This is a genomic window from Archangium gephyra, assembly GCF_049060025.1.
Classification (GTDB): Bacteria; Myxococcota; Myxococcia; order Myxococcales; family Myxococcaceae; genus Archangium; species Archangium gephyra_A.
In genome coordinates this window covers 52102-75569 of record NZ_JBMEQQ010000002.1, presented here as the reverse complement: position 1 = coordinate 75569, position 23468 = coordinate 52102, and the positions used below count along the sequence as shown (strand labels likewise).

General features: G+C 69.3%; 20 protein-coding genes and 2 pseudogenes. 8 read left to right on the top strand and 14 right to left on the bottom strand.

What is annotated here, in order from left to right; genetic code table 11:
* Positions 1 to 6 precede the first annotated feature (6 nt).
* Positions 7 to 1890 (bottom strand): DUF4388 domain-containing protein, encoded by a 1884-nt coding sequence (locus ACN28I_RS00435; protein WP_420940223.1) that lies wholly within the window; start codon positions 1888 to 1890, stop codon positions 7 to 9.
* A gap of 273 nt (positions 1891 to 2163) precedes the next feature.
* On the opposite strand from ACN28I_RS00435, the gene ACN28I_RS00430 reads away from it, so the two are divergent.
* Positions 2164 to 2718, top strand: a complete 555-nt coding sequence (locus ACN28I_RS00430) for a GNAT family N-acetyltransferase (RefSeq protein WP_420940222.1) — start codon at positions 2164 to 2166, stop codon at positions 2716 to 2718.
* 18 nt (positions 2719 to 2736) lie between these two features.
* On the opposite strand, the gene ACN28I_RS00425 is transcribed toward ACN28I_RS00430, so the two are convergent.
* Positions 2737 to 5337, bottom strand: a complete 2601-nt coding sequence (locus ACN28I_RS00425; protein ID WP_420940221.1) for an HYR domain-containing protein — start codon at positions 5335 to 5337, stop codon at positions 2737 to 2739.
* 195 nt (positions 5338 to 5532) lie between these two features.
* Here ACN28I_RS00425 and ACN28I_RS00420 point away from each other — a divergent pair, with 195 nt between their 5' ends.
* Both ACN28I_RS00420 and ACN28I_RS00415 read left to right on the top strand, forming a co-directional pair.
* Positions 5533 to 6618, top strand: coding sequence for a hypothetical protein (locus tag ACN28I_RS00420; RefSeq protein ID WP_420940220.1), 1086 nt, complete (start codon positions 5533 to 5535; stop codon positions 6616 to 6618).
* The gene (locus ACN28I_RS00415) at positions 6500 to 7162 is read left to right on the top strand and encodes a hypothetical protein (RefSeq protein ID WP_420940219.1); all 663 of its coding nucleotides are present in this window, start codon (positions 6500 to 6502) and stop codon (positions 7160 to 7162) included. Before ACN28I_RS00420 ends, ACN28I_RS00415 begins: the two co-directional genes overlap by 119 nt.
* A 4-nt stretch (positions 7163 to 7166) precedes the next feature.
* Here ACN28I_RS00415 and ACN28I_RS00410 read toward each other — a convergent pair whose 3' ends face one another.
* Together ACN28I_RS00410 and ACN28I_RS00405 are read right to left on the bottom strand one after the other, a co-directional pair.
* On the bottom strand, positions 7167 to 7790 hold the full coding sequence (locus tag ACN28I_RS00410) for a TIGR02265 family protein (RefSeq protein ID WP_420940218.1): 624 nt from the start codon (positions 7788 to 7790) through the stop codon (positions 7167 to 7169).
* A 150-nt stretch (positions 7791 to 7940) separates the two neighbouring features.
* The gene (locus ACN28I_RS00405) at positions 7941 to 8465 is read right to left on the bottom strand and encodes a GNAT family N-acetyltransferase (RefSeq protein ID WP_420940217.1); all 525 of its coding nucleotides are present in this window, start codon (positions 8463 to 8465) and stop codon (positions 7941 to 7943) included.
* A 219-nt stretch (positions 8466 to 8684) separates the two neighbouring features.
* On the opposite strand from ACN28I_RS00405, the gene ACN28I_RS00400 reads away from it, so the two are divergent.
* From ACN28I_RS00400 to ACN28I_RS00380, 5 genes and pseudogenes are all read left to right on the top strand, one after another.
* Positions 8685 to 9416, top strand: coding sequence for a class I SAM-dependent methyltransferase (locus tag ACN28I_RS00400; RefSeq protein ID WP_420940216.1), 732 nt, complete (start codon positions 8685 to 8687; stop codon positions 9414 to 9416).
* A 19-nt stretch (positions 9417 to 9435) separates the two neighbouring features.
* A pseudogene (locus ACN28I_RS00395) lies at positions 9436 to 9714 on the top strand (DUF6992 family protein); the annotation flags it as partial.
* Positions 9715 to 9747: 33 nt separating this feature from the next.
* Complete coding sequence (lpxB, locus tag ACN28I_RS00390; RefSeq protein ID WP_420940215.1) at positions 9748 to 10902, top strand: lipid-A-disaccharide synthase; 1155 nt, start codon at positions 9748 to 9750, stop codon at positions 10900 to 10902.
* Between the two features lie 39 nt (positions 10903 to 10941).
* Positions 10942 to 11646, top strand: coding sequence for a polyprenol monophosphomannose synthase (locus ACN28I_RS00385; RefSeq protein WP_420940214.1), 705 nt, complete (start codon positions 10942 to 10944; stop codon positions 11644 to 11646).
* Between the two features lie 8 nt (positions 11647 to 11654).
* Entirely contained in the window at positions 11655 to 12287 is a 633-nt protein-coding gene (locus tag ACN28I_RS00380; RefSeq protein ID WP_420940213.1) for a MarC family protein, read from the top strand.
* Positions 12288 to 12310: 23 nt separating this feature from the next.
* Here the strand turns inward: ACN28I_RS00380 and ACN28I_RS00375 are convergent, their stop codons facing one another.
* The 10 genes and pseudogenes from ACN28I_RS00375 to ACN28I_RS00330 all read right to left on the bottom strand — a co-directional run bounded on the left by ACN28I_RS00375 (position 12311) and on the right by ACN28I_RS00330 (position 23457).
* A complete protein-coding gene (locus tag ACN28I_RS00375) occupies positions 12311 to 12760 on the bottom strand; it encodes a hypothetical protein (protein WP_420940212.1) in 450 nt (149 codons plus the stop codon).
* 26 nt (positions 12761 to 12786) lie between these two features.
* On the bottom strand, positions 12787 to 13806 hold the full coding sequence (locus ACN28I_RS00370; protein WP_420940211.1) for an OmpA family protein: 1020 nt from the start codon (positions 13804 to 13806) through the stop codon (positions 12787 to 12789).
* 212 nt (positions 13807 to 14018) lie between these two features.
* Positions 14019 to 14823, bottom strand: a pseudogene (locus ACN28I_RS00365) (LpxI family protein).
* 7 nt (positions 14824 to 14830) lie between these two features.
* Positions 14831 to 15607: an acyl-ACP--UDP-N-acetylglucosamine O-acyltransferase gene (gene lpxA, locus ACN28I_RS00360; RefSeq protein ID WP_420940210.1), complete on the bottom strand. Its 777-nt coding sequence runs from the start codon at positions 15605 to 15607 to the stop codon at positions 14831 to 14833.
* 20 nt (positions 15608 to 15627) lie between these two features.
* The gene (gene fabZ / locus ACN28I_RS00355; RefSeq protein ID WP_420940209.1) at positions 15628 to 16110 is read right to left on the bottom strand and encodes a 3-hydroxyacyl-ACP dehydratase FabZ; all 483 of its coding nucleotides are present in this window, start codon (positions 16108 to 16110) and stop codon (positions 15628 to 15630) included.
* A complete protein-coding gene (gene lpxD, locus ACN28I_RS00350) occupies positions 16107 to 17171 on the bottom strand; it encodes a UDP-3-O-(3-hydroxymyristoyl)glucosamine N-acyltransferase (protein ID WP_420940208.1) in 1065 nt (354 codons plus the stop codon). The genes fabZ and lpxD overlap by 4 nt, the downstream gene beginning before the upstream one ends.
* A gap of 9 nt (positions 17172 to 17180) precedes the next feature.
* Positions 17181 to 17747: an OmpH family outer membrane protein gene (locus ACN28I_RS00345; protein ID WP_420940207.1), complete on the bottom strand. Its 567-nt coding sequence runs from the start codon at positions 17745 to 17747 to the stop codon at positions 17181 to 17183.
* A gap of 105 nt (positions 17748 to 17852) precedes the next feature.
* Positions 17853 to 20261, bottom strand: a complete 2409-nt coding sequence (bamA, locus tag ACN28I_RS00340) for an outer membrane protein assembly factor BamA (protein WP_420940206.1) — start codon at positions 20259 to 20261, stop codon at positions 17853 to 17855.
* Between the two features lie 152 nt (positions 20262 to 20413).
* Positions 20414 to 21088, bottom strand: a complete 675-nt coding sequence (locus tag ACN28I_RS00335) for an ABC transporter ATP-binding protein (protein WP_420940205.1) — start codon at positions 21086 to 21088, stop codon at positions 20414 to 20416.
* 5 nt (positions 21089 to 21093) lie between these two features.
* Positions 21094 to 23457: an FtsX-like permease family protein gene (locus ACN28I_RS00330; protein ID WP_420940204.1), complete on the bottom strand. Its 2364-nt coding sequence runs from the start codon at positions 23455 to 23457 to the stop codon at positions 21094 to 21096.
* Between the last annotated feature and the right edge of the window lie 11 nt (positions 23458 to 23468).

The window sequence follows — 23468 nt, the reverse complement described above, 5'->3', positions numbered from 1 at the left end:
ACGAAATCACCGGCCCACCTTGCGCAGCGCGGCCTTGGCGAGCTGGGCATTGGGATTGAGCTCGAGCACCTTCAACAGCTTCTTGCGCGCCCCGGACGCGTCCTCCATCTCGCTGTCGATGATGGCCGAGATGATGAGCGCCCGCTCCAGGTACGGGTTGAGCGAGAGCGCCTTGCGCAGCACCTTCTGCGCCGCCTTCGCCCGGTCCTCCTTCGGCCCCGTGCCGGCCAGGAACGTGGCCCACGCCAGGTACGAGTAGTACTCGGGCTCCTGCGGGTTGAGCGTCACCGCCTCCTCGAAGTGGATGAGCGCCGAGCGGAACTGCTTGCGCTTCAGCGCCGCCTCCCCGCGCCGCAGGATGATCTCCGCGTCCACGTTCACCGTGGTGGAGCGCCCCACGTCCATGCGCGACATGAGGTACTGCAGGTACGCCTTGCGCTTCTCCTCCACCGACAACACCCGGTACGCCGCCGACAGCTTCTCCTGCACCGACTCCAGCAGGTCCTTCATCTCCGAGGTGTCGAACTCGGCGTAGCTGTCCGGATGGAAGTGCGTGGCGAGCTCGTGGTAGGCGCGCTCCACCGCCTCCGTGTCCGCGGCGATGTCCAGCCCCAGGCAGCGGAAGTAGCTGCCGGTGATGATCTTCACCGCGCCGTCCCGCAGGCTCGTCTCCGTCTCCGGCGGCAGCGGCTTGCGCTTGCGCGGGGCGATGGACTCCGGCACCGCCACCACCTCGCCGGGACCGCTCGCCACGGGCGTGGGCGAGAAGCTCACGCAGCCCACCAGCTTGAGGAACCACAGCAGCGAGTACCCGCGCCGCAAGTCCCCCCGCCCGTGCGCCAGCAGATCCCTCAGCGGGATGCGCCCGTTCACCTGCATGGCGATCTTCAGATCGTCCGTGTTCAGCCCCAGCTCGGCCAGATCCTTGCCGAACTCGGGCGTACGCACCGGGTACTCCGCCTGGTGCGCGCGCAGCGGCGCGGCCATCACCTTGAGCGGAATGGCCCGCCGCGCCCCATCGAGGATCGGCGCCAGCGCCGGCGTCTCCACCGTGGCCACCTCGGCCTGGAACTCGTCGCCCGGATAGAAGGCGTAGCGGCCCTCGCGCATGCCGATGACCTGGGCCAGCCGGTCCGTCGTGTAGTCGCGCAGCAGGTGCAGCAGCTCCTCGCCCGCCGCCTCCACCCCCGCCTCCGCCAGCGCCGAGCCAATGCGCATTCCCGAGCCCAACGCCTGCACCACCCGCTCCGCCTGCGCCTCCGTCACCACCTGGCGCTGCAGCAGGTAGCTGGGCAGGGCGTCCTGCCGCGCGCTGGAGTCGTAGTTCACCGCGCCGCCCCGGGCGAAGAACACCCGCCGCGTCAGATCCCTGTACGCCACCACCAGCACGCCATCGCGATGCAACCGGTGCAGCGACACCAGCAGCGCCGGCAACGGGAAGCCCTTGAGCTCGCCGCTGACCACCGCCGGACGCGCGAGCAGCGCCCGCACGCCCTTGAGCGGCGCCCCGTTCTGCGCGGCCACGTTCGCCAGCGACTGCAGCTTGCCCACCAGCTCGCCGGGCTTGAGCGGATCCGCCACGTAGGCGTTCACCTTCAAGTCCAGCACCGAGGCCACTCCACGCGCCCGGCCCAGGTGGCCCTTGTCGATGGCCACGATGGGCACCCGCGCGCCCTGGCTGTGGTTGCGGATGAGGTGGCCCACGTGCGAGCCCTCCAGGCGCGGCAGGTCCACGGACACCACCACCATGTCCGGGTTGTCGGCGACGAAGTGCTCCATCGCCGAGCCGGGGTCACTCACCGCTCGCACGGTGTACCCGGCTTGAGACAACAACCCGGTCAGATGCTCCAGAGTGGGCGGATGGCTCTCGGCCAGAAGAAGCGTCTTCAAGGGCCGCCGAGTGTACACATTCGGCCCGCTCGCATCAGGGGTATCCGTGCTCCCTCGCTCCCGGCGCCCTCTTTCTCCGTCGCGGGAACCGCTTACCCGGTTGCCCAGGAAGAAGCCGGACGCTCCCAGAGTGAAAGAGTTCAGGGAGAGCACCGCGCGGACCGTCCATGTGCAGGAGTACGGGCTGCTTGAAAGTGCCACCTGGACACCCCCACCTGCGAAAAGCTGGATGGCGGACAGCGAGCAGCCGAGCGACTGAACCCGGAGCGAGAGATGGAGACGGAGAGCACCCCCTGGCGCGGCTACACCCTGCGGCGGGCCCGGCCCGAGGAACTGGCCGTGCTGCCGGAGGTCGAGCACCTCGCCGCGCAGCAGTTCCTCCAGTCAGCACATCCCTTCGCGGCCCGGTTGGAGAGCCAGTCCCTCGAGCAGCTCCGCGAGTACCAGCGGCACGGAGGCGTCTGGGTGGCCGCCACAGCGGAGGGAGGCATCGCGGCCTTCGTCCTCGGCAAGGAGGTGGATGGCGCGGCGTACATCGCGGAGCTGGACGTGCACCCGGCCCATGCGCGCCAGGGACTGGGCCGCGCCCTCTTCGAGGTGTTGAAGCGCCACGCGCGCGAGCGGGGCTACCGGGCGATGCTGCTCACCACCTTCCGGGACGTGCCCTGGAACGCGCCCAACTACGAGCGCTGGGGCTTCCGCATCATGCGGGACGACGAGGTGGGCCCCGGGCTGCGCGCCATCCGCGAGCACGAGACACGCATGGGACTCCCCGAGGCGAGCCGCGTCTGCATGGTGCTCCCGCTGGAGACGGCCCCCGGCGCGTGACGGGCTCCCTCGCCTGATTCACCGGCAGAGCAGGCTCCCGCCCTGTCCCGCCGGGCAGCCCTCGCCAGCGCAGTACTTCGGTCCGCTGTCCACCGCCGCGGTGCCGGACTGATCATGCGGCACGCTCACGCGGCAGCTTCCGGCACGGCTGTTCCCCGAGGCATCCGCGACGGTGTAGTGCACCGTGTACACGCGGCCGTCGGACCTACCCTCGCGCTCGGCACGCAGCCGCACGGACGTGGTGCCCCCGGTGACGTCCACGTCATCGCAGGTGCGGCCGTCTCCATTCCCAAGACCGTCCTCCACCTCGTCCGAGGTGACGCGGGTGATCCGCCCGTACTGCTCCAGGGGCAGCTCTCCCGAGCACGCATCGCGGGCACTCGCGGCGCACTGGGCGAGCGAAACGGTGACGTACTGGTGGTTGGGTGGCCACAGCGTGAGCCCCTTCTCCGCACCCGGCGTGGGCGGCTGGGTGTCCCGCACCGTCACCGTGAAGCCACACGAGGCCTTGTTGCCAGAACCATCCATGGCCGAGCAGACCACGGGCGTGGTGCCCCCGGGGAAGGTGGAGCCCGAGGACGGAACGCAGGAGGGGACCACCGGGCCGCAGTTGTCGGAGGCCTTCGCCGCGTAGGTGGCCACGACGCCACCCTCGGCGCACTCCAGCACCCGTGACGCCGGACAGGACAGGGACGGAGGCGTGCCGTCCACCACGGTGACGGTTCCCACGCACCGGGCGCTCTCTTCTCCATCCGAGGCCACCAGCGTCACGGCGTGCGCGCCGAGCCCGAATGGGCCGGGAGGCGACTCGGAGACAGTGAGCGGCGCGGGCCAGTCGTCCGGGTCGTAGCTGCCCGCGTCGACGCTGGCGCTCCCCTGACAGGCCGCATTGGCGGGCACCGAGACGTCCCGGCACAGCGCCACCGGCGCCTCATTGAAATCACACGAGAGGTCCACCATGCCGGAGTCGAGGTTGTTGTGCTCGTTGCACTCACTGTCCCGGCCCACGCCGGTGCCGTCGTCGTCCACCACCACGGTCACCTCCACGAAGCTCTCCATGGGCGTGTGCAGGGACATCGTGCGCTCCGTGGAGGTGTACGGCTCCAGCGGCTCCGTCAGGGTGACCACGTCCAGCAGCGAGCCCATCGCGTAGAAGGCCACCTTCAGTCCCGCTGGGGCCACGGCGTCGCCCAGGTTCTCCACGCGAGCCTCCAGCTCGAGCGCCCGGGTGTCGCGATTGCAGAAGGCGCTCACGAGGGACACGGTGAGGTCCGGAGCGGCGACCATGCGGGGACTCCAGGCATTGGAATGAAAGGTGTCGAGCCCCACGGCGTACGCCGGTTGGTTCCACACGTCCCGGGTGTCCCTCCAGCCCTCGTTCCGATCCCGGAACACGGCCGTGGCCACCACAATCTCCGCGCTGCCATCCGCATCCACGTCCGCCACGAGCGGCGTCTTCTGGTGGACCGTCGCCCCGAGCGGAGACTGGAAGCGCAGGGCTCCCGTCGCACCGTCGCGGATGTACAGGGAGCCCTCGTCGTTGAGCACCACCTCCACCTGCCCATCCCCCTCGAAATCGAAGGTGGTGGACCAGACCTGGCCCTGGCTGTCGAGCGCCACCGTCCACTTCAGGGTGCCGTCGGTCTCGAAGACGGCGTAGGACTCCGCGCCGCCCACGCCCACCTCGGGCAGGCCGTCACCATCGAAGTCCGTGATGTTGGGGGCATAGAAGCTGGCGCCCTCGAGCGTGGCCGTCCACCGGTGAGTGCAGTCCGTGTCGAACAGGGAGACCTGCTCGCCGTGCGCCACGACGATCTCCCCCTCGGGATCCGCGTCGAAGTTGCCCACCCCGGCCCAGGCGTTGCTCACATCCGCCGTGATGCACTGGAGGCTCCCGTCGAAGCGGTACACCGCGGGGCCGTTGAGCACCTCCTGCGTCCCATCGAGGTCGAGGTCCACGCCGAAGGCCGTGGTCCCCGGGATGGAACCGGTCCACTTCAACGCCCCGGTGTGGCCGTACACACGATGCCCGTCGAGGATCTCCAGGAGCCCGTCCCCCTCGAGGTCCGCGAGCGACAGCTCGCCCCCGTACTCCACCCGCGAGGGCTCCGGGATGCGGAACAGGAGGGTGCCGTCGCCACGGAAGCAGAGGATGTCCAGCGAGCTCTCCGCCAGGGTGCACAGCTCCACGCCGCCGTCCCCGTCGAGGTCGCCCGCCGCGAGGCTCCGCGCGGCCTGGGTCCTCAGAGAGGGCTCCGCCACCGCCCACAGCTCCTGGCCGGTATCCCCCCGGATGGCGCGGAGGACCGCCGGCCCGGAGCCAGAGAGCACCGCCTCTGCCGGGGCCGAGTTGAACACCACCTCCGGAATCCCATCGGCGTTCACATCCACCACCACCGGATGCGCCAGCACGCGGTGGAAGTCGGGCAGCACGGTGCTCCCGGTCCACTCCCACTGCGGCTCCGGCTGGAAGCTCGGCGTGTAGGGCGCGTCCACCACACAGGCCGGGCCCGTCTCCTCGGGCTGCCACTTCTGGGACTCCGGAACCGGCGCCTCGGTCCTGCAGGCGGCCAACAGGGACGCGGCGAGCACTCCGGCACAGCGTGTCTCCCAACGCATGGAATCCGCCTCCGGCTCCGCCCGGCGATGCACGTCCCGCCAGGGCGCGGGCACGCAGGCTGCTCATGCGTTCCGGAGCCCCCTACTGGCTGGAAGTCCGAGGCTCACGTGCACGGCCAGACGTTGCGCACGGGACGCGGAAGTTTCCAGACGGGACAGCCGTACCGGAGGCGTGTAGGACTGTCCCCAGCACCCATGATCGAGCTCCTCCTCCACAACCCGCTCCTGCTGCTGTTCGTCGTCATCGGTATCGGTTACCCGCTGGGACGTGTGCGCGTGGCGGGCAGCTCGCTCGGCGTCGCCGCGGTGCTCTTCGTCGGCATCGCCATCGGCGCGCTGCACCCCGACCTCAAGCTGCCGGAGATCATCTACCTGCTCGGCCTGGTGCTCTTCGTCTACACCATCGGTCTGAGCAGCGGCCCGTCCTTCTTCCGCTCCTTCGGGCCCCGCGGGTTGAAGTCCAACCTGCTCGTGCTGGGCATGCTGGCCCTGGGGCTCGGGCTCACGCTGGCCGCGCAGCGCGTGCTCGGGTTGCGGCCCACGCTCGCCGGTGGCCTGTTCGCGGGCTCTCTGACGAACACCCCCGCGCTCGCCGCCGAGCTCGAGTTCCTCAAGCTGCGCGCTCCCCACGACGCGCAGGCCCTGGCGGATCCGGTGGTGGGCTACTCCATCTCCTATCCGTTGGGCGTCATCGGCGTGCTGCTGGCCATCGCCCTCACGCAGCGACTGTGGAAGGTGGACTACCGCGCCGAGGCCGAGCGCACCCGGGAGCCCGGCTCCGTCAACCAGCCGCTCGAGACGCGGGTAGTGAAGGTGCTCCGCGCGCCCGACGAGCCCCTGGGCGCGCTCATGCAGCGCCTGGGCTGGGACGTCGTCTTCGGCCGGCACCAGCGGGGCAGCGAGCTGGACATCGCCGACCTCTCGACGCGGCTGCAGCCGGGGGACCTGGTCACCGTGGTGGGCCCCGCGCAGGAGCTGGACGAGGTCACCGCGGGGCTCGGCGAGGTGAGCCAGGAGCCGCTGGCGCATGACCGGAGCGTGCTCGACTACCGGCGCATCTTCGTCTCCAACCCGGAGGTGGTCGGGCGGCGGCTGGCCGAGCTGGAGGCTCCCGGGCCGCTTCAGCGCGGTGGCCACCCGGTTGCGGCGCGGCGACGTGGACATGCTCGCCCAGGAGGACACCGTGCTCGAGCCGGGCGACCGGCTCCGCGTGCTCACCCGGCGCGACAAGCTCGACGAGGTCAGCCGCTATCTCGGCGACTCGTACCGCGCCATCAGTGAGATCGACATCCTCAGCTTCAGCCTGGGGCTCGCCCTGGGGCTGCTGCTGGGCTCGGTGCCCATTCCCCTGCCCGGCGGCGTGGACCTGAAGCTGGGCTTCGCGGGCGGCCCGCTCGTGGTGGCGCTGGTGCTCGGCTGGCTGGGACGCACGGGCCGCTTCGTCTGGGGCCTGCCCTACAGCGCCAATCTCACCCTGCGGCAGATCGGCCTGGTGATGTTCCTCGCCGGCGTGGGCACCCGCTCCGGCCATGCCTTCGTCTCCACCCTGACGCAGGGCGGAGGGCTCGCGCTGCTCGTCGCGGGCGGACTCATCACCTTCACCGTCTCGATGGCCACGCTCGTGCTCGGCCACAAGGTGCTCGGCATCCCCATGAGCGTGCTCACGGGTCTGCTGGGCGGCCTGCAGACCCAGCCCGCCGTGCTCGGCTTCGCGCTGGAGCAGACGAAGAACGATCTGCCCAACGTGGGCTACACCACCGTCTATCCGCTGGCCACGGTGGCCAAGATCATCCTCGCCCAGGTGCTGCTGGCGATGCTGCTGTGAGGCCTCATCCCCAGGAGATCTCGTACTCGCTATCGAGCGGATCCACCTGGTGGCCGCGCACCCTCAACCGGTGGACCTTCGTCTTCTCTATCAGTTCCAGCAGCACGCCTTCGTGGAACGGATAGGGAATGAAGGTGCGCTTCACGCCGAAGCGGGCATGCGCCGGCGCCACCCAGGTCAACTCGTACCTGCCAAAGCTCAACGCGACCCGGTACACCACGGGCAGGCAATCCAGCAGGCGCCGGGCATCGCCCCCGTGCATCACCCCCATGGCCCTGCCCGCCGAGGACTCCCGGAAGTCCGCCGCCGCCCTCCGGCCGATCCGCCGCAGCGCCTCCTCGATGTCTCCATACTTCGCCGCGAGCAGCTGCACGGCGGTGGAGACCATCCGGAGATAGGTGGCGATGGGGTAGTTGAAGAGCTCCACGAAGCTCTTCTCGCCACTGGCCTCCAGACAGTGCCGCGCCGTCTCCGCGCCCCCGAAATCCTCCATGGCCTTCAACAGGCCGATGCAGAACACGCCACGCGCGGTGTCACTCGGCGTCGCGAGGGAGATCCGCCGCGCGAAGTCCCGCTCCCAGTGCTCGCGGGTGAACCGCGGCACGGTCCCCTGACCCTCCTGGCTCATGCGTCGTCCCCCATGAGTTGACGAATCGGGTACCCCACCCCACATGTGGGGGCATATCGGAGCGCATCAAACCGCGATTTCCCAGGACCGCGTCACGGAGTCAGGAAGCGGCGATAAGCAAAACTTCAGCGATGCGTCAGGTGCTCCCGCTCAGAGCGCGAGGTACATCAATTCCTCGTCGACGAACCTGTCGCCAATCCGCAGGGCGCGCTTCTCCACGCCGTAGGACTGGAAACCCAAGGCGAGGTACAGGGCCCGGGCCGGGCCGTTGTCCACCACCACCTCGAGGTGGAGCTGATCGACGCCGCCCATCTTCCTGGCCGCGTCGATCGCCGCCTCGAGCAGGCGCCTGCCGATGCCTCGCGACTGGTGCTCCGGCGCGACGTACATGCCCCAGATGCGGGCCTTGTGCGCCGCCTTGCGGAAGGAGTCGCGCCGCAGGCCCGTCATGCCCACCAGCTTGTCGTCCACGAAGGCGCCGAGCACGAGGTTCGTCGAGGGAGACTGGCTGTCGAGCCGGGCCCGTACCACGTCGAGGGGGACGTTCTCCTCTTCCTCGGGGGAGGAGGCGAAACAGGCGGGGTGCTCCCGGAGGGCCCGGAGCCGGAGCGACCAGAAGGCCGCCGCCTCCGCGGGGAGCAGTGTCCGGATGATCGGGTCGGTGGGAGGCGCCATGACCGGGAGCCTGCTGCGTCCGGGGGGGCGCCGTCTACCCTGGCCGTTTCCCGTGCGACACCTGGGTAACGGGAGCCTCCGGGCGCGGGCGCCGACACGGTTGGAGCCTACCGGAAGTTCCGCCGATCCTGCCTGAATCCCCGCTCTCCCATTCATCGGGGTCCCGACGCATCCTTTGAATCAATCGCCCGCCTCCCGCGGGCCGCCCGAGGACACGTCATGGCTCACGAACACCCTGCCCACTCCGTCCACCACGTCGTGCCGGGCTTTGGCGCCGACCGCGCCGCCCACTACGACGCCCAGGCGTCCGTCAACCTCGCCGGCGCCCAGGCGATGTACGAGCTCGGCGTCAGCGCGCTGACCGCCCAGCTCGACGGCCAGGACACCGCGTCGCTGCTCTTCGTGGGAATGGGCACGGGCGCGGAGTTGATGCCCTATTCCCGCTTCGGCGTGCCGGGCTGGCGCTTCACGGGCGTGGATCCCTCCGACGCCATGCTCGCCGTCGCCCGCCAGCGCCTGGAGGCCGAGGGACTGCTCTCGCGCACCCACCTGCACGTGGGCGAGCTGCACACCTTGCCGCCCGGCCCCCCGTTCGACGGCGCGCAGATGATGGGAGTCCTGCACCATGTGGAGGGCGAGGAGGCCCGCCTCGAGCTGCTGCGGGAGGTGACCCGGCGGCTCAAGCCCGGAGCGCCCCTCGTCCTGGGCTGCCGCGTCGGCAAGGATCCCGAGCTGACGAACGTGGAGCTGCGGCGGTTGCGGGCCTATGGAGTCCCCCCGGACCAACTGGAGCGTCGGCGCCAGCTCTTCTCGGTGATACGGCCCATCGAGTCCGAGGCCGCCCTGTTCGCGATGTTGGCCCGGACCGGACTGGTGGCGCCGCGGACGATCTTCGTGTCGCTGCAGTTCAAGGTCTTCCTCGCGCGCTTCGAGCCCGGAACCGCGGGCTGAGACTCCGGCGACTTCTTCTGGCCCCGTGGAACGCCGGCAGAAGATGGAGAAGCTCCTCCTGCTCAACGCGGGCCTGGACGTGGGCTACATCGCCTTCGGGGGCTTCCTCCTGGAGCGAGGGTTGCGCACGGACTCGGCGCAGTTGCGCGGGTGGGGCAAGAGCCTGCTGCTGCAGGGCGGTTTCCTGCTGCTCTTCGACGCGGTGCTGTGGGGACTCAACTGGCGCCTGAACTCGCAGCTCACGGCGCGGCTGGTGCCCGCCCCGGACGGCGTGGGGCTCCTGCTGACGTGGCCTTGAGCGGCGCTTCGGGTAGGATGCGCGCCGCTTCTCATGTCCACCGCCCCCCAGATTCTCGTCGTGGCCGGCGAGGCGTCCGGTGACGCCCACGCCTCCGAGCTCGTCGCCGCCCTCAAGGCCCAGCGTCCGGACCTCTCCTTCTTCGGCATGGGAGGCTCGCGTCTGGCCGCCCAGGGCGTGGAGCTGCTCTACGGCGCCCACGAGGTCAACGTCATGGGCATCACCGAGGTGCTGCCCAAGATTCCGCGCATCCTCCAGGTGATGGGCGGGCTGGCCCAGGCCGCCGCCGAGCGCCGCCCCGTCTGCGCCATCCTCGTGGACATCCCCGACTTCAACCTCCGGCTCGCCGCCCGCCTCAAGAAGCTCGGCATCCCCGTCGCCTACTACGTCTCGCCGATGATCTGGGCCTGGCGCCGCGGCCGGGTGAAGACGATCGCGAAGCTGGTGGACCGGATGCTCTGCATCCTCCCCTTCGAAGAGGACTTCTACCGGGAGGCCGGCGTCTCCGCCCGCTACGTGGGCAGCCCCGTGGTGGAGCAGGTCCCCGCCCCCGCCAGTGCCGCCTCCTTCCGCCAGAAGCTCGGCCTGCCCGTGGAGACACCCACCCTCGCCCTGCTGCCGGGCAGCCGGATGAGCGAAATCCGCCGCATCCTCCCCAGCATGGTGGGCGCGGCGAAGCAGCTCGTGGCCGAGCGCCCCGGACTCCAGGTGGTGGTGCCCGTGGCCCCCACCATCCCGCGCGAGGAGATCCTCTCCCGCTTCGAGGGCAGTGGCGTGCAGCCGGTGCTCGTGGAGGGCCGGGCCCCCGAGGTGGTGGGCGCCAGCGACGCGGCCATCGTCGCCTCGGGCACCGCGGCCCTGGAGGCCGGGCTGATGCAGCGGCCCCTGGTGGTGGTGTACCGCGTCTCGCTCGTCACCTACCTCGTGGGCCGGATGATGTTGAAGGTGGCGCACGTGGCCCTCGTCAACCTGCTCGCCGGCCGCCGGGTGGTGCCCGAGCTGCTCCAAGGCGACATGACCCCCGAGCGCATCGCCGGGGAAATCCGTCGCCTGTGGGTGCCAGGCACACCACGCGAGGAGATGCTGCAAGGGCTGGAGGAGGTGCGCACCCGGCTCGGCCAGCATGGCGCCGCCGCCCGGGCCGCCGAGGCCGTCCTGGAGCTGCTCCCCCCCGCCCAAAAAGTCTAGGAGCGGACCCCCTGCCGCTCTGGTATGTCCCGCCGCGCGATGAATCCAGCGCTGGTCTGCATCCCCACCTACAACGAGCGGGACAACCTCGAGCCGATCACCCGGGCGGTGCTCGCGGCCGATCCCCGCGTGGACATCCTCGTCGTCGACGACAACTCCCCGGATGGGACGGGGAAGCTCGCCGACGAGCTGGCGGCCAGGGAGCCGCGCATCCGCGTCCTGCACCGCGAGAAGAAGCAGGGCCTGGGCCGCGCCTACCTCCATGCGTTCCGCGTCGCGCTCGAGGCGGGCTACCAGTACATCATCGAGATGGACGCGGACTTCAGCCATGACCCGCGCTACCTGCCCACCATGCTGGACATGGCGCAGGGGGGCGTGGACCTGGTGCTGGGCTCGCGCTACGTGAGCGGCGGCGGCACCGTCAACTGGGGCGCGGGCCGCAAGGTCATCAGCCGGGGCGGCTCGCTCTACGCACGCACCATCCTCGGCGTGGGCGTGAGAGATCTCACCGGCGGCTTCAAGTGCTTCAACCGCCGGGTGCTCGAGGGCATCGACCTGGGCGCGGTGAAGAGCACCGGCTACGCCTTCCAGATCGAGCTTACCTACCGCAGCCTCAAGAAGGGCTTCACGGTGAAGGAGACGCCCATCATCTTCGAGGACCGCCGCGTCGGGCAGTCGAAGATGAGCCGGAAGATCTTCCTCGAGGCCCTCACGATGGTGTGGAAGCTGCGTCTCACCGTGTAGAGAGGCGCATGCTTTCCGAGCATCTCTCCCTGTTCCTCATGGCGCTCCCGGCGGTCCTCTTCGTGGTGGACCCGATCGGCGTGGTGCCCATCTTCCTGGCGATGACGTCGGGGGACTCGGAGGAGAAGATCCGCAGCACGGCGCGGCGCGCGTGCATCGTGTCGTGCGCGCTGCTGCTGTTCTTCGCCGTCTTCGGCGGGCTCATCTTCAAGGTGTTCGGCATCTCGCTGGGCGCCTTCCGGGTGGCCGGCGGCATCCTGCTGCTCATGACCGCGCTGGACATGCTGCGGGCCCGGCCCTCGGAAACGCGCACCACTCCGTCCGAGCAGGCGGAAGGTGAGCGCAAGGAGGACGTGGCGCTGGTGCCGTTGGCGATGCCGCTGCTGGCGGGGCCGGGCGCCATCGCCACCGCCATGGTGCTGATGGCCAAGGGCGGCGACAACCTGCTGTCCGCCGTGCCCGTGCTGGTGGCCATCGTGCTCACCTTCGTGACGAGCTACTTCGTGCTGCGCGCCGCCGGCTTCGTGCAGCGGGTGCTCAAGCAGTCCGGCGTGGCCATCCTCGAGCGCGTGATGGGGCTCATCCTGGCGGCCATCGCGGTGCAGTTCATCGCGGACGGCGGGAAGGACCTGCTCCGCTAGAGGCAGGAGCAGGCCCGCACGGCTCAGATGCTGGAGGACACCCAGGCGCCGCCTTCGTTCTTCATGATGGCGCCCTTGGCCTCGCCGCCCAGCGACAGCTCGTCCGGGGCCGCGCGCACGGCGTCGTAGATGTAGCCCCCCACCCGCGGCTGGAGGAAGAGCACCACCGCGTCCGAGGTGCTCGACTGCACCACCTGGTAGTTGGGCCCGCCGCACCTGGGCTCATCGCCCGCGAAGAGGCGCTCCAGCATGGCCTCCTCGGGCCGGCGCACGAAGACGAGCACCTGCGAGGGCCCGTCACGGCCGTCCGCCGCGATGCCGGCCAGCAGCGCCTGGGGCACCTGCTCCCGCATCAGCGTCTGGACCAGCTCGCACTTGCTGGCCTCTTCGTCCGGCTTGATGAGGGACGCACGCGAGTGCATGCAGCCGGGGGCGGCGAGGGCGAGCAAAGCGGGCAGCACGAGTCGCTTCATCCGTCGGTTCTCCTTGGGGGGGTGCATCACAGCTTCCGCCACTGGGGCGGGATGGGGGTGTTGGCCAGGGCCGGAGGCTCCACGGCCAGGATGTATTCGGCGCGCCGGTTGGCGGCCTCGTCCGTCTCGTCCTGCGTGGCCACGCGCGGGGACTGCTCGCCGAGGCCCTCGTAGAAGATGGGCAGCTTCAGGCCCCGCTTGCGCAGGTAGGCCGCGATGCTCCGGGCCCGCTCGAGCGACAGCTTCCGGTTGGAGTCCGTGTCCCCCACCGTGTCGGTGTGCCCGAGGATGTAGAGGCGCAGCTCCGCGAAGCGGCCGTAGCGCGTCACCGCGTCGGCGATGAGCGCGTGGCTGGCGTCCAGCTTCCGCCGCTCCGCCGCCGGCACCTCCGCGCGGCCCGAGGGGAAGTTGACCTCCTCATGCGGGATGTCCACCCGCCACGGGAAGAGGTCCATCGCCGTGTAGAAGTCCGAGGTGTCGAAGGCCTTGAGCGAGATGCGCAGCACCCTGCCCTCCGCCGCCGGCCACGTCACCTCCAGCGGCTTGCCCGCGGGCGCGCCGTCGAAGGGCACCTCGCCGTCGAAGGCCGTCTTCCCGGTGTCCATCAGCACCGTCACCTGCGCGCGCGCCGCGGGCCGGGACAGGGTAAAGCGCAGCTTGCGCCCCTCCACGTCCACGTCCTCGGGCACCACCGTCAGCTTCAGCGGCCCCAGCAGCTCCGTGTCGAAGGACAGGGGGATGGAGGCCTCCTCCGCGTCCGGGAAGCGCACCACCAGTTCCCCCTCGTAGTGGAAGCGGCCCTCGGGCTGCTCCAGCGGGAGGGCTCGCGTCACGCCCGGCTTGCCTCCGCCCTTCACCCGCACCTGCTGGCCGTCACCGCGCTCGAGCTTCAGCTCGAAGCCGGCGATGGGCTCCTCGATGTGCACCCGCAGCTCCGGCAGCCCCTTGCCCAACGCGGCCTGGGGCTGGAGCGACACGCGCACCGCATCCGCGAGCGCGCACAAGGGGGACAGGGTGAGGCACAGCAGCAAGAGGCGGGCGTTCATGCGTGGTGGCTACCTCCGGGGACGAGGCCAACCCTGGCCGGGGCGCGTGGCTCGTTGCAACGCGTACCCGGATCGAGACCCGGAGTAGTGTCCGGAACAGGCTCTTGGGAGGCGAGCATTCCACACAGGCGTGGAATGTGACGACCCTCACCCCAGCCCTCTCCCGGAGGGAGCGGGTGCAGGCACGGAGGGCAGCCAGGGGGCCGCGGGGCTCAGGGGACTCCGACGAGGGTGATCCCCGCCTTGTCCGCCCCCCGGAAGAGCTTCCGGCGCATCCAGCAGCACCGTCTTGCCCGCTTCCAGGGCCAGCACCTTCGCCCCCACTTCCTGCATGACCTCCAGGGTGCGCGGGCCCACCGCCGGGAGATCGAACCGCAGGTCCTGCCCCGGCTTGCAGCGCTTCACCACCACCGCCCCCGCTCCTCCGTACTTCCCACCCCGGCGGATGGCCTCGTCCGTGCCCTCCACCGCCTCCAGCGCCAGCACGTGGCCGTTGTGCACCACCACCGTCTGGCCCACGTCCGCCTGGCCCAGCAGCGTGGCCACCTCGCGCCCCAGCGTCACGTCCTTCTCCTGCGCCGCGTTCAGCCGCGGCCCCGCCAGGTGTCCCTCGGGGCACAGCGCCTGCGCCAGCCAGTCCGTGGGCGCCACGATGGTGATGCCGTGGGACTCGAAGTAGTCCGCCACCGCTCGCAACAGGGCGTCATCCCGGAAGCTGCGCAGGCGCGAGATGATGCGCACCGCGCCCAGATCCGGCCTCGCCTCCGTCAGCGCGCGCACCCGGCCGATGCCTCCGGCCATGGCCGCCCGCTTCACGCCTCCCTTCCGGAAGGCGCGGACGATGCGGTCCACCTGCCCCAGCCGCACCCACGTCAGCTCGGCGACCTCGGCCTCGAGCGAGGGCTCCGCCTCGCCCCGGTGGGCCACCGCGACGACCTCCAGCCCCTGCTGCCGGGCGGCGCTCGCGAACAGGAAGGGCAACCGTCCGTTGCCCGCGATGAGGCCGATGCGTTCCACGTTCACGTCAGCGTGTCAGCCCGCGCTTGCTCTGACTGACGAAGTTCACCAGGTACTCGATCTCCGAGTGCCCACCCATCTCCGTCTTGAGCTGGGCCACCGCCTCCGCGAGCTGCAGCTTCGAGCGGAAGAGGATCTTGTAGGCATCCTTGATGCGGCCGATCTGCTCCTCGGAGAAACCGTGCCGCTGGAGGCCCACCACGTTGAGGCCGGCCAGCTCCGCCCGGTCTCCCTGCGCCGTGCAGTACGGGGCCACGTCCATCACCACCATGGAGCCGCCCGCGACGAAGGCGTGCTTGCCCAGCCGGGTGAACTGGTGCACCGCGGACAGGCCTCCGAGGATGACGGCATCCTCCAGCACCACATGTCCGGCGAGCGCCACGCTGTTGGCGATGACGCAGCCATTGCCCACCACGCAGTCGTGGGCCACGTGGCTGTAGGCCATGAAGAGGTTGTTGTCACCCACCCGCGTCACCCCGCCTCCACCGGCCGTGCCGATGTTGAGCGTGGTGGACTCGCGGAAGGTGTTGCCATCCCCGATGATGAGCTGGGTGTCCTCACCGGCGTACTTCAAATCCTGCGGCGCCCCGCCGACCGCGGCGAACGGGAAGATGCGGTTGCGCGCACCAATCGTCGTCCGCCCGTCGATGACGACGTGGGGACCCACTCGCGTCCCCTCGCCAATCGTCACCTTCTCGCCGATCACGGCGTAGGGACCCACCTCCACCGTCTCGTGGAGGCGAGCACCGGGGTGGACCACCGCCATGGGGTGAACCTGAGCCATGGTGTCTCCTCCTTAGCCTCTCAGGACGCCTCGGCCGTGGAGCCGCCGCCGCCCGTGTCCTTCGTTTTGTTCTTGTCCACCACCGTGGCGAGGAATTCGCCCTCGGCCACCTTCACCCCATCCACCGTCGCCGTGCCCTTCGTCTTCCAGATGGCGCCCTTGTGGCGGATGACCTCGATGTTGAGCTGCAGCCGGTCTCCGGGGACCACCGGCTTGCGGAAGCGCGCCCCATCCACCCCCATGAGGTACGTCACCATGTCCTTGGGGTCCATGTTCTCGGTCTTGTACGCGAGAATGGCCGTGGCCTGGGCCAGCGCCTCCAGGATGAGCACTCCCGGCATCACCGGGTGCCCCGGGAAATGGCCGTTGAAGAAGTCCTCGTTCATGGTGACGTTCTTGTACGCCACCAGCTTCTGGCCGGGGACGATCTCCACTACCCGGTCCACCAGGAGGAACGGATAGCGGTGGGGCAGCAACTGCTGGATCTCCACGATGTCCATCATCCGCCCTTCTCCTTCTTCTCGAGCGTCTCGACCCTGCGGCGCAGGGTACGCACTTCCTTGAGCAGATCGCTGATCTGCCCGAGTGCGGCCGACATGCGCAACCATTCCCTGTGGGGTACGGCCGGGCTGCCACTGACCACCTGCCCGTCCTCCACGTCATGGGCCACGCCGGACTGAGCGCCCACCTTGGCCATGTCTCCCACGCGGATGTGGCCCACCACCCCCACCTGCCCCGCCAGCACCACGCCCATGCCCAGCTCCGCCGAGCCGGACACGCCCGCCTGCGCGCAGATGAGCGACAGCGGGCCCACCTTCACGTTGTGAGCGATCTGCACCAGGTTGTCGAGCTTGGAGCCACGGCCGATGACCGTTTCGCCGATCGTCGCCCGATCGATGGTGGTACAGGCGCCGACCTCCACGTCGTCCTCGATGCGGACGATGCCGGACTGGGGCACCTTGTAGTGCTCCGGGCCGTTGTCGCCCTCCGGGTTGAACGCGAAGCCGAAGCCGTCCGCGCCCACCACGCACGAGGCGTGCAGGATGACGCGCGCGCCCACCTGGCAGTGCTCGCGCACCGTGACGTTGGGGTAGAGCAGGCTGTCCTCGCCAATGCCCGCCCCCTCGCCCACGTAGACGCCGGGGAAGAGCACGGCGCGAGCCGCCACCGTGGCGCCCTTCTCCACCGTGGCGCCCGCCATCACCGTGGCCTGCGGGTGCACGCGGGCCTCGGGGTGCACGTGCGCCCCGGGCTTCACGCCCGCCTCGTGGGAGGGCCGAGGGTGGAAGAGGCTGGAGATCTTCGCGAAGGCCAGGTGCGGATTGGCCACCCGCACCAACGACACGCCCTCGCGAGGCTCGGCGTCCAACGTCACCAGCACGGCCGAGGCCCGGGTGGCCTCGAACTGCCGGCGGTAGCGCGGATTGCCGTAGAAGGAGAGCTCTCCCGGACCCGCCTCGGCGAGTCCGTTGAGCCCCGTAATCAAGAGGCCGGCATCCCCGAGAAGCTCACCGCCCACATGGGTGGCGAGCTCCTGGAGCCGGCGCGGGCTGGGTGCGTGCACGAAGAGGCCTTACTTCTTGGGAGCGTCCTTGGCGACCGGAGCGTCCTTCGGCTTGCCCGAGCCACTGTTGTAGGTGCGGATGACCTCGTTCGTCAGGTCATACTGGCTCAGCGCGAACACCAGGCCGGAGTCCCGCTTCTCGAAGACCAGGCCCAGGCCCTCGCGCTGCGCGATGCGGCCGATGACGTCATCGATCTTCCCGATGATGGGCTCCATCTCCTTGCGCTCACGCTCGGCGATCTCCGCGCGGCTCTTCTCGAACTTCTGCATCAGCTCCATGTACTTCTTCTGGAAGTCGGCGGCCTTCTGCGCGCGCACCTCCTCGCTCATGGCGCTGGCCTGCTTCTCCAGCGTCTCCTTCTCCTTCAGGAGATTCTGCTGCTCCTGGGCGATCTCCTTCTCACGGCCCTCCACCCACTTCTGGAGGCGGCTCTTGGCGGCCTTGCCGTCGGCCACCTCCAGGAGGACCCGCTGGTAGTCCACGTAGCCGACCTTCAGGTCCTGAGCGGTGGCCAGGGTCGGCACGGCGAGCGAGAGGGCAAGGGCCAGAACCGACAGTGTGCTTCGAAGCGACATGTGCGACAGCTCCTCGAGGGAAGGTTTGGAAAGTCCGACGTCCCGCCCCGCTCCCATGTTCAACAGCCGTGAAAACGGCCGCTTGGGAAGCGGGCGGGCCGCGTATCAGAAGAAATTGCCGATCGTAAACTCGAAGAGGACGGGCTCGTCTTCCGCACGCTTGTTGAGCGGGATTCCCCACTCGAAACGCAAGGGACCGACCGGCGAGAACCAGCGGAAGCCGAAGCCCACCGAGGTGAACAGGCCCAGCGGCAGTTTGTCCACACCCCGGGGATTGCGGATCTGGAAGAACGGCTCGTTGGTGGCGAAGGCGTTGCCCGCGTCGAAGAAGACGACGCCGCGGATGCCGGCCTTCTCGAAGACGGGGAACTCCAGCTCCAGGTTGAGGATGAGCTGCTTGTTGCCGCCCACGTTGAGCCGCTCGATGGAGGCGTCAGGAGAGCCGGAGCTGGGCGCCAGCAGCGAGGGGCTGATGCTGCGCAGCAGGTAGCCGCGCACCGAGTTGATGCCACCCAGGTAGTAGAGCTCGGAGATGGGCAGGGGCCGGTTGGGATCCAACTGCTGGATGTAGCCCACGGTGGCGTTCGTCTTGAAGACGGCGCCCAACGGCAGCGGGAAGTAGAGGCGCGAGTAGGCCGTGTAGCGGGTGAAGAGGAACGGCGAGCCGCCGATACCCAGGAAGGGCGGCGCGTACTCCACCGAGCCGTAGTGGATGAAGCCCTTGGAGGGGAAGAGGCGGTTGTTGCGCTTGTCGTAGGTGAGCGACAGGCGCACGGAGCTCGTCACGCCGCTGAGGAAGCGGTTGGCCAGCAGCACGCCACCGAAGTCCTGCGAGGCCGACACGTTCACGTGCTCTTGCGAGTAGCCCACGTTGACGAGCAGGTCCTCGAGCACCTGGTAGCCCAGCGACAGATTGCCGCCGGTGGACTGACGGGTGAAGTCGACGTAGTCCGCCTCCACGCGGAAGAAGTCGGCGGACAGCAGGAACTTGGTGTCCAGGAAGTACGGATCGAAGAACGAGAGCTGGACGAGCGAGCGCAGGCTGGAGATCTGCGCCGAGGCCGACACGCTCTGGCCCCACCCCAGGAAGTTGTTCTGCGACACCTGGGCCGTGAAGATGAAGCTCTCCACGTTGGAGAAGCCGAGGCCCACCTGGAAGGTACCGGTGGCCTTCTCCTTCACCTCCGCCTGGATGATGATGGAGTCCTCGCGGCTGCCGGGCCGCTGCGTCACTTCCACCGTCTCGAAGAAGCCGAGCGCCGTCACGCGCTCCTTGGAGCGGCGCACACCGGTGCCGCTGTAGAGCTCACCCTCGTAGACGCGCATCTCGCGGCGGATGACCTTGTCGCGCGTCTTGGTGTTGCCGACGATGTCGATGCGCTCGATGGTGACCTGCGGGCCCTTCTGCACGTCGAACGTCAGGTCCACCGTCTTCTCGTCCGCGTTGACGGCGGTGACGGGGTTGATGTTGGCGTAGGCGTAGCCGCGGTCGTAGTAGACGTCCGTGATGGCCTGGATGTCCTGGCCCAGCTCGGTGCGGCTGAAGTGCCGGCCCGTGCCGGACTTCATCAACGCGGCCAGCTCCTCCTTGGGGACCACCAGGTCACCGGAGAAGTCGATCTTCCCGATGTCGTAGCGCTCGCCCTCGGTCAGCTTGATGGTGATGAAGATGTCGCGCTTGTCGGCGGAGAGCGCCACGGTGGGCTTGTCCACCCGGACGTTGATGAAGCCCTCGTCGTAGTAGGTGGCCTGGATGACGGCCAGGTCGCGCTGGAAGGCCTCCTCGCGGTAGGTGCCCTCGCCGGTGAGGAAGGAGAGGTAGCCCCCCTCCTTGGTGATCATCACGTCCTTGAGCTGGGAGGCGGGAACCTTCTCCGCGCCCAGGAAGACGATGTCCTTCACCATCACCTTGGAGTTCTCGTCGATGACGAAGATGACATCGACCTGGCCGCCCTCCACGGGGGAGATCTGGTGGCCGACCTCGGCGAGGAAGTAGCCCTTGTCGATGTACTTCTCCTGGATCTTCTTCTGGGTGCGGCGCACCGCGTCCATGTCCAGGATGGTGAGGGCCTTGAGCTCGATGGCCTCCTTGAGGTCGTCCTGGTTGAGCTCCTCGTTGCCGCGCAGCTTCACGGCGCGGATGGAGGGACGCTCCTGGACGCGCACCACGTAGACGACGCCGCCGTTGGGCAGGCGCTGCGTCAGCAGTTGAACGTCGCTGAAGTAGCCGAGCGCCCAGACGGCCCGGAGATCCTCGGGGGTGAGGTCTTCGTCGAAGAGCGAACCCACCTTGGTGCGCAGGGCGCGGCGGACGGCCTCGGCCTCGACGCGGCGGTTGCCCTCGATGCGGATGTCGGTGACCTCACCCTCCCGGACCTCGCGGTCGGGGGCGGCGGGTGCATCGGAGGCGGGGGGCTCGGAGCCGGGCGTGGCGGGAGCGGGGGGAAGCGCCTCGGAGGGAACGGAGGCCGGTGGGGCGCCCCTGTCCGCCTGCGCGAGCACGCGACCGGGCATCACCGTCCATGCGGCGACGAGGAGCGGGACCAGGAACCTGAGAGTCAGAACGGGGAGCCTCAAGAGAGCGTTCGGCCAGTGAAGGGCGGGGCAATCTACGGGAGGAATTCGACGGGTCTCAATGAGAAATCGCGGAAAGGGTGGCCGGGACGTCAAGCCTCGGTCACCTGGCCGGCCACCAACCTCAGCCGGCGGGGCATGGAACGGGCCAGGACCTCGTTGTGGGTGACCACCACGGCGGTGATGCCCAGGTCCCGGTTCACCTCGCGCAAGAGCTGGTGGATGCCCTCGCCGGTGGCGGGGTCCAGGTTGCCGGTGGGCTCGTCGGCGAGCAGGACCGCCGGCTTGAGTACCAGGGCCCGGGCCAGGGCCACGCGCTGGGCCTCGCCGCCGGACAGCTCCCCGGGACGGTGCTCCACCCGGCTCCCCAGCCCCACCCGCTCCAGCAGCTCCCGCGCGTAGGCGTAGGACTGGGTCCGGTCCCGGCGCTGGATGAGGGCCGGCATGGCCACGTTCTCCAGCGCGGTGAACTCGGGCAGCAGGTAGTGGCTCTGGAAGACGAAGCCGATGGTGCGGTTGCGGAAGTCGGCGATCTCCGCGTCGTTCATCGCGAAGACGTTGCGGCCGTCGAAGCGCAGCTCGCCCGCGGCCGGAGTGTCCAGCGTGCCGAGCACGTGCAGGAAGGTGCTCTTGCCCGCTCCGGACGCACCGATGAGGCTCAACAGCTCGCCCTTCTCGATGTCCAGCGACACGCCGCGCAGCACGTCGATGCGCTTGCCGTGCAGGAAGTAACTCTTGAAGACGTTGTGGATGGAGAGCAGCGCCATCGTCCTCACTCCGCCTTCAGGCCTTCCACCGGCTCCACGCTGCTCGCCTTGAGCGCGGGATAGATGGATGCCAGGTAGGTGACCAGTACCGCGATGACCACCGCGAGCGCGGTCTGCACCGGCTCGATCTTCACCGGCAGCGCGGGGATGTAATAGACGGACGGGTCCAGTTTGATGCCCACCTTCAGGATGAAGTAGCACCACGTCAGGCCGGACAAGAGCCCCAGCAGGCCGCCCGCCACGCCAATCTGCAGGCCCTCGGCGAGGAATATCTTCACGATGCCGCCATCGGAGACGCCGAGTGCCTTGAGCACGGCGATCTCCTTGCGCTTCTCCAGCACGAGCATGATGACGGTGGCCACGATGAGGCCGGCGGCCACCACGATGATGATGGACAGGATGATGCCCATCACCAGCTTCTCCAGCCGGAGCGCGGAGAAGATGTTGCGGTGGATCTCTCCCCAGTCGCGCGAGCGGTAGGGGTAGCCGCCCAGCTCGCGGGACACCGCCTGGGAGATGCGCCGGGCGTCATCCACGTCCGCCACCTTCAGCTCGATGCCGCTGGGGCCATCGGTGCCGAAGAGCTTCTGCGCCTCGGCCAGCAGGATGTAGGCGAACTTGGCGTCGTACTCGTACATGCCCGAGTAGAAGATGCCCGCCACGCGGAAGGCGCGGCTCTTGGGGATGAGACCGGCGGGGCCCAGCTCGGCGCCCTGCGGGGAGATGACGTTCACCCGGTCCCCCACCACCACGCGGAGGATGGTGGCCAGCTCCCGGCCGAGGATGATGCCGGGCAGCACCTTGTCCGAGGCGCTCTTGGTGGACTTGCCGATGATCGGATCCTCGGCCTCTTCCTCCTCCTGCTCCTCGGGCTCCTTGCCGAAGCCGAGCGAGCGCCGGGGGGCGATCTTCGTGGGCTCCTCGAGGTGATCCAGGCTGCCGCCCGGCAGCATGTTCTGGCGCAGATCCAACACCGAGCCCACCGTCTCCGGGTCGATGCCCTTGAGGACGATGCCCTGCACCTCGTCGTCGGCGAGCACCATCACCGGGTTGTCGATGGACGGCGTCTGGCCCTCCACCCCGGGAACCTTGGCGATCTGCTCCATCAGCCGCTTGTACTCGGGCAACTGGCCCGCGTACTTCGACACCACCACGTGCGAGTGCGCCCCGAGGATCTTCTTCTGCAGGTCCTCCTCGAAGCCGCTCATCACCGACAGGACGATGATGAGGGCCATCACGCCCACGCCCACGCCGCCCACCGAGAGCGCCGTCATCATCATGGTGGGTGACTGCTCGCGCAGCTTGAGGCGGTTGAGCGCGGACGCGGCGGCGAGCGGATCCTTCAGGCCCAGGGTGCGGATGCGCGTGCGCTCCACGGCCGCCTCCACCGCGCGGATGATGCCGTAGACGATGAGCGGCGGGATGATGCCGAACATCAGCACCGCCAGCGTGCCCAGCAGCAGCGAGGGGCGGAAGACGCCCACGTGACGGCGCGCGACGAAGAGCTCGAAGCCGAGCCGCAGGTCCAGGCGCCCGCTGCCCGCGGCGATGAAGCCGGTGTTGATGCCCAGCACCAGCATGAGCACCAGCAGCGAGAAGACGAGCCAGTAGCCGATCATCGGGCGGCCCAGCATGTCCGCCAGGTACGTCACCTCCCGCAGCCGGTAGCCCAGCGAGAGCTGGAGATCCGGATTCTGGTCGATCAGCGTCAGCAGGATGGGCACGGGCAGGCCCAGGTAGATGACACCGATGGTGGCCTCGGGCATGGCCACCCGCCGCGCGCGCGAGGCCCCCACGAAGCCGCACGCGAAGGCGACCAGGGACGAGATGATCAACGACAGGGCGAAGGCGACCGTCGGCGCCAGCCCCTTCTCCCCGGCCGCTCCGGAGCCCCCACCACTGGACAGGAACGTCTGCAGGAGGATGAGCACCAGCTCGGCCAGCAGGATGCCGCCGCCGTAGGCGCCCAGGGTGCTCCAATAGAAGTCCCGGTACTGGGCCAGCCGCGGGTACAGCGTCGCTCCGGCGGATGGGCTCGGCCCCTCGGTGGAAGCCGGGGCACGCCGGATGCCGGAGGCGATGAGCGCCCAGCCCACCAGCCAGGCGGCCGCGCCCGCGATGACGTACTCCGGCCCGGCGAGCCCCACCGAGGCGGGCATGGCGGACTGCACCGTCGTCAGGCTCAGCGCGCTGAGCGTCTGCAGGAGCCCGCCCCAGCTCAGGGCGGTCAGGCCGAGCGCGGTGGATACCCGCGCCCAGGCATCCGTGAGGGTGATGGCGTAGCCGAGCAGCACGGCCCCCACGAGGGCCACGAGGGCGCCGCTCCAGATGAAGCTCCAGCGGTAGACGGTCTGCCGTTCGGCGTTCACGTGATTCCTTG